This is a genomic window from Methyloglobulus morosus KoM1 (assembly GCF_000496735.2).
Taxonomy (GTDB): domain Bacteria; phylum Pseudomonadota; class Gammaproteobacteria; order Methylococcales; family Methylomonadaceae; genus Methyloglobulus; species Methyloglobulus morosus.
In genome coordinates this window covers 1-8937 of record NZ_AYLO01000175.1, presented here as the reverse complement: position 1 = coordinate 8937, position 8937 = coordinate 1, and the positions used below count along the sequence as shown (strand labels likewise).

At 44.8% G+C, this 8937-nt stretch carries 9 protein-coding genes; 2 read left to right on the top strand and 7 right to left on the bottom strand.

Annotated elements, in window-relative coordinates; genetic code table 11:
* A partial coding sequence (locus tag MGMO_RS18535) for a hypothetical protein (RefSeq protein ID WP_036309009.1) occupies positions 1-306 on the top strand: 306 nt, incomplete at its 5' end.
* A 72-nt stretch (positions 307-378) separates the two neighbouring features.
* Here the strand turns inward: MGMO_RS18535 and MGMO_RS18530 are convergent.
* From MGMO_RS18530 to MGMO_RS18515, 5 genes are all read right to left on the bottom strand, one after another.
* Positions 379-2271: an ATP-binding cassette domain-containing protein gene (locus MGMO_RS18530; RefSeq protein ID WP_023496611.1), complete on the bottom strand. Its 1893-nt coding sequence runs from the start codon at positions 2269-2271 to the stop codon at positions 379-381.
* A 133-nt stretch (positions 2272-2404) separates the two neighbouring features.
* Positions 2405-2548 carry a type II toxin-antitoxin system HicA family toxin gene (locus tag MGMO_RS20415; RefSeq protein ID WP_200922752.1) on the bottom strand — a complete coding sequence of 48 codons (144 nt, stop codon included), beginning with the start codon at positions 2546-2548 and terminating at the stop codon, positions 2405-2407.
* Between the two features lie 47 nt (positions 2549-2595).
* Complete coding sequence (locus MGMO_RS18525) at positions 2596-3807, bottom strand: phospholipase D-like domain-containing protein (RefSeq protein WP_023496610.1); 1212 nt, start codon at positions 3805-3807, stop codon at positions 2596-2598.
* Positions 3808-3835: 28 nt separating this feature from the next.
* Entirely contained in the window at positions 3836-4366 is a 531-nt protein-coding gene (locus tag MGMO_RS18520) for a YcxB family protein (RefSeq protein WP_023496609.1), read from the bottom strand.
* 191 nt (positions 4367-4557) lie between these two features.
* The gene (locus MGMO_RS18515; protein WP_023496608.1) at positions 4558-5862 is read right to left on the bottom strand and encodes an NAD(P)/FAD-dependent oxidoreductase; all 1305 of its coding nucleotides are present in this window, start codon (positions 5860-5862) and stop codon (positions 4558-4560) included.
* 167 nt (positions 5863-6029) lie between these two features.
* Here MGMO_RS18515 and MGMO_RS18510 point away from each other — a divergent pair, with 167 nt between their 5' ends.
* Positions 6030-6878, top strand: coding sequence for an MOSC domain-containing protein (locus MGMO_RS18510; protein WP_023496607.1), 849 nt, complete (start codon positions 6030-6032; stop codon positions 6876-6878).
* Between the two features lie 556 nt (positions 6879-7434).
* Here MGMO_RS18510 and MGMO_RS18505 read toward each other — a convergent pair.
* Entirely contained in the window at positions 7435-8556 is a 1122-nt protein-coding gene (locus MGMO_RS18505) for a helix-turn-helix domain-containing protein (RefSeq protein WP_023496606.1), read from the bottom strand.
* The coding region (locus tag MGMO_RS18500; RefSeq protein WP_036309008.1) for a hypothetical protein at positions 8540-8937 on the bottom strand (398 nt) is incomplete at its 5' end. The genes MGMO_RS18505 and MGMO_RS18500, both read right to left, overlap by 17 nt.

Here is an 8937-nt window from a genome sequence, read left to right as displayed (position 1 = left end):
ATAGAAAACGACAACATTGCAATCATAGGTATCGACGAATCAAAGAGATTATACGTAACACCTATGCGAGAAGAATTTCCCTATATTTATCGTGCCGCTATGCAAGTCAATTGGGATGATAATGGAAAATGCTTATATTCACCCGTACCGAGTGAATGGACTTATCTACAATGGTTTCAACAAATTATTGCGGCTGCAAATAGCGAGTATGGCGTTTCTTTAGCAATTTCGCATGGCACTCAGTGGGAGAGCATTGACAATGATCTTAAGCATCAAATACTCACCGCTATGGGGTACAAGACCTAAGAGCGCTCTTAATAAAATTACGTTGCTAGTGTTATTATTTGGAGTGGCAACCTGGGAACATAAGCATAAAAATTAAAATTCAAGTTTAGCCGCCTCAAGCCTTTCTTCCGCTTCCATCCATTCCGACTCGGCAGTATCCAAGGCCTTATCAACTTCCGTTTTACGCGCCAACAACTTTTTTAACTTGTCTTTTTCAGTTTCAGAATAAAGCGAAGGATCAGCCAATTCAGCTTCCAATCGCCGCTGTTCGTTATGGTACTTTTCAACCGCTTGCTCGGCTTTTTTCAGGGCATCCAGCAAGGGTTTCTGTTTTTTCCTGAATTCCGCCTCTTGTTTTCGCTGGTCTTTGCGGGAAACCGTAGCCATTTCATCATCCGCAGATTTATCTTCGTCTTTTTTGCGTTCGTTAAGCCAAAGCCGATAATCCTCGAGATCGCCGTCAAAGGGTTGTAACTTGCCTTCACCGACGAGCAAAAACTGGTCGGTCACCGTACGCAGTAAATGCCTGTCGTGCGACACCAGGACAATAGCGCCCTGATAATCCTGTAATGCAACACTTAAGGCATGGCGCATTTCCAAGTCCAAGTGGTTGGTCGGTTCGTCCAGCAAAAGGAGGTTGGGATTCTTATAAACCAGCAACGCCAACACCAAACGGGCTTTTTCGCCGCCTGAAAAAGGCTTGACGGCTTCCATCACCTTGTCACCTTGAAAATCAAAGCCGCCCAGGAAATTACGCAGCTCTTTTTCGGTCGCCTGCGGGTTAATTTTCTGCAGATGCCATAGCGGGCTTTCGTCCAAGCGCAATTGTTCCAGTTGATGTTGGGCAAAATAGCCGATATTCAGTGCCTCGGCTTCAAGTCGCGTACCCGATAAAGGTTGCATGTCGCCAGCCAATACCTTAATTAAACTCGATTTGCCCGCGCCATTCGGCCCTAACAAGCCTATGCGGTCGCCGGGCGAGATGGACAAGTTCGCGCCGTCAATCACCGTGGTTTGGCCGTAGCCGATGTCCACCTTGTCCAGTTTCAATAACGGGTTTTGCATCCGTCCCGGTTTGGGAAAATTGAAATCAAACGGCGAATCGACATGCGCCATCGCGATGACTTCCATACGTTCCAATGCCTTGATGCGGCTTTGCGCTTGCCTGGCTTTGGTGGCCTGGGCTTTGAAGCGGTCAACAAAACTTTGGATATGGGCGATTTCCCGCTGTTGCTTTTGGTAAGCGGCCTGTTGCTGCGCCAGTTTTTCCGCACGCATTTTTTCAAACGCGGAATAATTGCCGGTGTAAATGTCCACTTTGTTTTGCTCAATGTGGACGATATGTGTGGCGATGGTGTCGAGAAAATCCCGGTCATGCGAGATGAGCAATAGCGTTCCATCGTATTTGCACAACCAGTCTTGCAGCCAGATCACCGCATCCAAATCCAGGTGGTTGGTCGGCTCGTCCAACAACAACACATCGGAACGGCACATCAACGCCTGCGCCAGATTAAGCCGCATCCGCCAACCCCCGGAAAAGGAATTTACCGGATGGCTTTCCTGCTCAGGCTTGAAACCCAAGCCATTCATCAACCGTGCCGCTTTCGCTCGCGCCGTATAACCGCCGATGGTATCCAGCGCGGCATGGAGTTCGGCTTGTTTTAAGCCGTCGTGCTTGGCTTCCGCAGCAGCTAACTGCTGCTGCAAGCGCCGTAATTCCCTATCGCCATCCATGACGTAATCAATGGCGGAAGACGGCACGGCAGGTGTTTCCTGTGCCACATGCGCCATCTCAAGCCCAGGCGGGATGGAAAAATCGCCTTCGTCCAGATGCAGTTCATTCCTTATCAAGGCAAACAAACTGGACTTGCCCGCACCATTGGCACCGGTAAAACCCACTTTTTGGCCTTTATGGATGGTAAATGAGGCATTGGCAAATAACACCCGTGCGCCACGGCGCAGGGCGATGTTTTTAAAATTTAGCATTTAAGGTTCAAGGCAAAAGGCTCAAGGCACAAAACGAAACTGGTTGAAATGAGGTTACATCACAACAAAGTAAAAATAGGAGCTATTAAATCCTGAATTCCATTATGCTCCGTCCAAGCCACTAGTCGCTAACTTATAACAATGCCCTGAATTGTTCAACCGTAAGGCCAGCATCTTTCACTATACCACCCATCGTAAACGCTTTGACCGGATTATGGCGCGGGATGGTTAGTACGTAGGATGCGGTGAACACAGTGAACCGCATCAATCTCGACATCACATGAACGGTGCGGTTCGTACCTCACCGCACCCTACGTCCCTTTTTTATTCCAATTTAAAACCCAATAGTTTCAATGCGTCATCTGCTTTTTTATTCCGGATCGGATACTTATCAGGGCTTACCCAACCAATTATTTCTTGTGTTCCAGAAGACTTGAATTGACTTAACTTGTAGTCAGGATTTACGCATAGGTTGTGTATTCTTAAATCAATCTCATCATTAGAATAGAGGAGATATTTTAATGATGCTCTAATGCTTTTGATGTGGTTTTCTTGAACAAATAGCTTGTCTGAACCAAATCTTCTTGTTCTCATAGCTCCTGAATGAAGATTGCTATAAATTTTCTGTGCTTCATCTTCGCTTAACTTATCAATGTTATTTTCAGATAAAAGTTTGGCAAACAAGGTTCTGGATGTTATTGCCATTTGCTTTGTAAAATTATTATTACTCTTATCCCAGTCACAATACTCTTTAAAAAGTTTAGGAATAGCTGATTTTCTGTATGACGAAGTTGGTTTCGGTCTATTCTCTTTGTTCCAAACTGTCATAACCCAATGCCAGAAATGGTCAATGGAAATGTAAACTGGAACATTGGGATATTCTTTTGCCGAAATATCATTAACCATTTCTTTCACATCATCAACAACACGCCAAAATGAATAGTACTGCTTCGCTTCTTTACCAACTTTAGATTTCTTTTGTCGAGTTATTCGTCCGGTGAGAATTTTCTTTTGAAGTTCGCTTTGTTCTTTTTCTGTCTTTTCAGCTCTTTTTTGAAAGTTGTCAAATACTATTTTGAATGGTTCAAGGTCGGTTGGTTGCAACAAATATGATTGCTCCCAAAGGGTCGCAAAATGCTTTTCTATTTCATTGAGGTATTTCGTGTCAGTGAAAATCGCATTTGTTTCAATGTTCTTGTGAAGCCCACCTGTTGTAAAGTTTGATGAACCAATGATGCAAGCAAATGGATTTCCATTTCTGTAAAAAATGAAAAATTTTGAGTGAAGTTCAACACCTAAAAACTGAATGTTTATCCCAATTTTCGGATAAACAGTTTTAAGAGAGTAGTAATTTGTCGGTGGTCTCAATGAAACTAACAAATCTACCTGCTTTGAATTATCCAGCCAATTAATGATAAATTCCGTGTCGGAGAAGAATGCTGTGACAATTCTAATTTGGTCAGCTTTATCCCCATACTCTGCCAGTAAATGCTTTAGATTTCTAGCTCCACTGTTTGTTATGATTAGCTCTTGCATTTTTATTTAAAATAACATTAATTGTTCACTACCCATGCATCTCAATCATCTTCTCCACCTGCTTGGCAAATGCCGGTAAATCGCCCCTTTTCAAGGTGGCTTCGGGGATGACCAGGGCGGTGTTTAAGTCGAGGTAGATGTAGACATAGCCTTTGGCATAATCCACCCTGAGCAACTCCGACCAGGCCATTTTGTTTTTGCCGCTGGGCGATTTTTCGTGCAGGTAGTTGGGGTTGGCGGGGTCTATGGTTAACACGTAGGTGCCGAAGAGGTTCTTTTTTTCTTGCTGCGAGTAACTGCCAAGTATCTGCCTGCTGATGTTCAACAAGATAATCCGGGGCGACAGCCAAGACCAAAGGATGGCCACCAAGAAAATATACAGCGCCGCCTTTAGGTCGACGTAGTAGTAATAGTAAAACGCCCCGATCAGCAGCATGATGCCCGGCACTATCCAGCGGTTTTTTTTGATCTGGCTAAGGTATTCGTCGGTTTGCTTAAAGCGCATTTCGTTGAAATGGTTTAGGTCGTCTTCTCTGAACGTGTATTCAATTTCTAGCATGATGTTATGGCGTGTTATTTAGGTTAAAAATTCTCCCTCTCCTGCTGGAGAGGGTTGGGGTGAGGAGGATTAAATAGGTATAAATGGTTTAAACTCCCCCTCATCCCAACCTTCTCCCTCAAGGGAGAAGGGGCTATTTTTCTATAACGGTATAGTCTGGTATTTTTAGCGGTTTTTATGTTTATCCACGACTAATGCATCTTAATTTTTGCATGGGCAGTTCGCCGGAAAAGATTAGATAAAGTCAATAAGGCAGTCCGGTAATAGCCGTGTATGGCTATCTGGTGCATCTTGTATAGGGACAGATAGACGACTCTGGCAATAAATCCGCCGATGGTTACCGTACCCATCAGGTTGCCCATCAAATTGCCGACTGTGGAATATTTGCCCAAGGCGACCAGCGAGCCGTAATCAAGGTACTTATATTTTAACAACGGCCCACCCGATAAACGGTTAATAATAGATTTACACAAGGTCGTCGCTTGTTGATGCGCGGCTTGCGCCCTGGGCGGGACGTTTTTCTCATGCCCAGGCCAAGGGCAAGCGGCGCAATCGCCGATGGCAAAAATATTGTCATCAATGGTCTTTAACGTTTCGTCCACCACCAATTGGTTGATTGGGTTCGTCACCAAGCCGTCCAACCGTTTAACCCAGTCCGGTGCCTTGATCCCAGCCGCCCAAACTTTCAAGTCTGCGGGTATGTTTTCGCCATCCAGGGTTTTAATGCCCGCTTTGGTCACTTCGATTACGCGACAGCCCAGTTTCAGGTCAATCCCCAGCTTTGCCAATTGGTCTTGGGTGGCTTTCGCCAGTTTGCTGGGCAGTGCGGGCAGTAACTGAGGTGAGGCTTCAATAATGGTCAGTTTGACATTGCTGGATTTATTTAAGCCATAGATGGCAAGCAAATCAGTCACTTCATGTAATTCGGCGGACAATTCAACTCCTGTCGCACCGCCGCCCACGATGGCTATCGACAACGGCTTTTTCTTTGCGGTATCTTTGCCGGCATGGTTTTTGATGTAGGACTCCACCATTTGCTTCTGGAACCTGAAAGCCTGCGAAGTCGTATCGAGAAATAGGCAATGCTCTTCCACCCCTTTGATGCCAAAGGAATTACTGATACTTCCAATTGCCATCACCAGTGTGTCATAACTGAATGTGCGTTTAGGGATTAGCTCCTCACCGCTTTCACTCAAGGTCGGGCTGACGTAAATTTCTTGCTTTTTCCGATTTAGCCCTTCCATTTTACCTAAGCGGAAACGGAAATTATTGTGGTAAGCCTGTGCCAAGTACTGTACTTGTTCTGCCTCATCCAGCGTACCTGCGGCAACTTCATGTAGCAGCGGTTTCCAGATATGGGTGTAAGCCCCGTCAATCAGCATGACATCTGCCAAGCCTTTCTTGCCTAGTTTACGGCCTAAACTGGTGGCAAGCTCAAGGCCTGCCGCACCGCCACCGACGATGACTATCTTGTGCAATTGATTATTTTCTGACAAAACCAGTGCCCTCCCTCTGTTTTTGGTTGAATTTTATCATTATCGTTAAGGAATAGTTGATAAAATCAGGATTGCACGAGAAACTTGAAGACATTGACTTTACTATTGATTCGATTCGATAATAGTTTTAAGCTAACTCCACCAATAACATAAAAATAAGGAAAAATATGAACAACACACACGCAACGGTCGCAACGCTTTGGCGTTATCCTGTTAAATCCATGATGGGCGAAGAACTGAATGGCGCAGAAATAACTACAGGCGGCCTATTGGGCGATCGCGCTTATGCGCTCGTCGATGCAGCCACAGGTAATGTCATTAGCGCAAAAAATCCCAAAAAATGGCCTGATTTCTTCGCATACCGTGCCGCTTATACGGCCCCTCCAGCGCAAAACGGTTTGCCATCGGTTTGGATAACCTTGCCTGATGGCACTGTGTTATGCAGCGATCAAAGCGACATCGACTACAATCTCTCACGCGCTTTGGGCAATAAAGTCGTGCTGCAAACCCAATCCCCTAGCGATGCCAAGCTGGAGCAATTCTGGCCGGAATATGAAGGCGAAGCGAACGAAGTTTCCAGCGAAGCCGTCGCGGGCGATGCGCCGCAAGGCACGTTTTTTGACTATGCTGCACTGCATTTGCTGACCACCAGCTCCATCGCCGCCATGCAGCAGCATTATCCTGAAGGCCGCTTTGAAGTCCGGCGCTTTCGGCCAAATATCATGATCGACACCAATGGCATGAATGGTTTTGTGGAAAATGACTGGGTAGGGAAGACCATCAAAATCGGTGACAGCTTACGCCTGCAAATTACCGACCCCTGTCCACGCTGTGTCATGCCGACACTTGCGCAAGGCGACCTGCCCCAAGATAACGGCATATTCAAAAACGGCATCGCCAAAAACAAGCCGCTCGTGCCGTTTGCAGGAAAAGAACTGCCCAGCGTGGGCGTGTATGCACGGGTGTTAACGCCGGGTTGGGTTAAGCGGGGGGATGCGCTTAGTATTGAGGGTTAGTTGTTTGTGTGGTAGCTATCGTTAGGCCGTCATTCCAGCGAGGATTACATGCTCGCAAAACCCGGTTTCTGATAGCTTCAGCGTGAGCCGAAATCCCATAAACGCCCTCTCTCACTGTGGAGAGGGCTTACTAATGTGTCGCTTCCGCGACGAATTATATTAATGCCAGTTCCCGCACTGGCAGGCGGGCTACTTTTCTTTGCGCGGACAAAGAAAAGTATCCAAAAGAAATCCGCCCGATGCCGCTTGTTTCCTGCGCTTCTCGCATTTACCGGGGGTTGTCAAAAGGGACTCCTGTCCCTTTGACAACGTGCGGCATCCCTGCCGCACCCCTAACGGGCTATTCCCGACAAATGCTCCGATGCTCGGCGCGGCATACGGGAATAAGCGGTTATTTGTAGGTTGGGGTGAACTTGTGAACCCCAACAAATATAATGATCGAGTCATGTTGGGGTTCGTTCCTCACCCCAACCTACCGTGCTGAACAAAGTGAAGCGCATCAACCGCGAACGAAGCGCCACGTTCCTTAGCGCATCCTTTAGCTCTATTTACCACCTTAGCCAAAAATAGGTGTTACATTTTTTAAATATTCTTCATTTTCCGGATAAACTCCAGTTATGGCACTTAACATGCTTGGTTCAACCCCCAAATAATCGGCAATATGGTTAAAACTAATACCTAATTGATTCTTTAGTATTTCAAGTGCATTTATCAATAATTCTGGCGTTTCAGGTTGAATGTCCTCATCGTGGTCTTCTTTTTTAGATTGATTCGTTTTACTTAAGTGAACATTGCCACTGCGGTATTGTTGGGCAGAAATTAGATCGAGGTGATGTGCCCTATAAAGAATAGCTTTAGCACTCATTCCCCATCTTTTTTTCAATTGATAAATTAAGTTCCAGTTTAACCGAGCGTCTTTTTTAATGGTAAATTCATTGATAAAAGTGGCTCGAGGAAATAAAAAAGCACTCGCAAATTTATTTGCCTCGCTTTCAGTTACGAGATCCCCAGTTTCAACCCCATCATGCAATACAAAGTGTCCGCATTCATGCGCTAAATCAAAGCGCATTCTGCAAACACTCTCTTTTGCATCATTTCTTACGATTATTGGAAATTTTCTATTAAGAGAGAGCGCATCTACTTTTTCTGAGACACCTTTAAACTGTGTTATCACAACCCCTGCATTCTCTAAAACTCTTGTCATCTTGGCAATAGGTGTATTTAATCCTAAGCCCCACATTTTTCGACATTCTTCGGCTGCAAGTTCAATTTCTGAATTAGAGTAGGAAGAAGAACTGTGGTCAATAACAGGGAAATTTATTGTTGGCAGTTGCAAGTATTCATTAATATAGGCAACTAATTGTTCAAAAATAGTGCTAAATGCTAAAACTCTATTTGCTATACCGACAGGTGTCGTTTTTCGTTTTCTGAAATGGCATTGTTCAAATTTGACATCATTACCCACTGGGTCAGCAAAGAAGCTGTCTTTAACTTGTAGTGATTCGCAAAGTGCGTTTAATACATCAGCAGCAGGTGGGCGAATCCCACTTTCCATCTGATGGACAAATTGTCTCGAAGCTGAAATGACGTCACCTAATTGTTGTTGGGTTAAACCATTTAACAATCTGGCTAACCTCAGTTTGTCGCCATAAAAAGCGTTGTCAGCTTTCATCTTCATCGCTAACACTCTCTACCTGCTGCAATTGGTGTCTTATTTTTAACGGAGCCATTGGAACATCAACAGGTTGAGATAGTGGCGCATCAACTTCAGAAATTAACGTAACCTTATCTTCCAAAGGAATTTGCCATTTGCAAATAATCTCATTTGTTTTTGTATAACCTACGCAATACACGTCATCAGCCGGATTTTTAAAATAAGTGTCAAAAACAATAAACCATCTAATTTCTGCATATTCATAGTTTTCGTTATTAAATAAATCCATTTGCAATTGTGTTTCGAAGGACGTAACTAGCTTTCTATTAGGTAAATATTTAGGGTCATTCCTTGAAAACCTGACAGGTGTTTCACCCATGCTAAAGGTAAATCGCCCCTCTTGAG

Bases quoted from the DNA above. Each gene is read 5' to 3' on its own strand.
- MGMO_RS18530 (WP_023496611.1), bottom strand. From the start codon at position 2,271: ATGCTAAATTTTAAAAACATCGCCCTGCGCCGTGGCGCACGGGTGTTA.
- MGMO_RS20415 (WP_200922752.1), bottom strand. From the start codon at position 2,548: ATGTCGAGATTGATGCGGTTCACTGTGTTCACCGCATCCTACGTACTA.
- MGMO_RS18525 (WP_023496610.1), bottom strand. From the start codon at position 3,807: ATGCAAGAGCTAATCATAACAAACAGTGGAGCTAGAAATCTAAAGCAT.
- MGMO_RS18520 (WP_023496609.1), bottom strand. From the start codon at position 4,366: ATGCTAGAAATTGAATACACGTTCAGAGAAGACGACCTAAACCATTTC.
- MGMO_RS18510 (WP_023496607.1), top strand. From the start codon at position 6,030: ATGAACAACACACACGCAACGGTCGCAACGCTTTGGCGTTATCCTGTT.
- MGMO_RS18505 (WP_023496606.1), bottom strand. From the start codon at position 8,556: ATGAAGATGAAAGCTGACAACGCTTTTTATGGCGACAAACTGAGGTTA.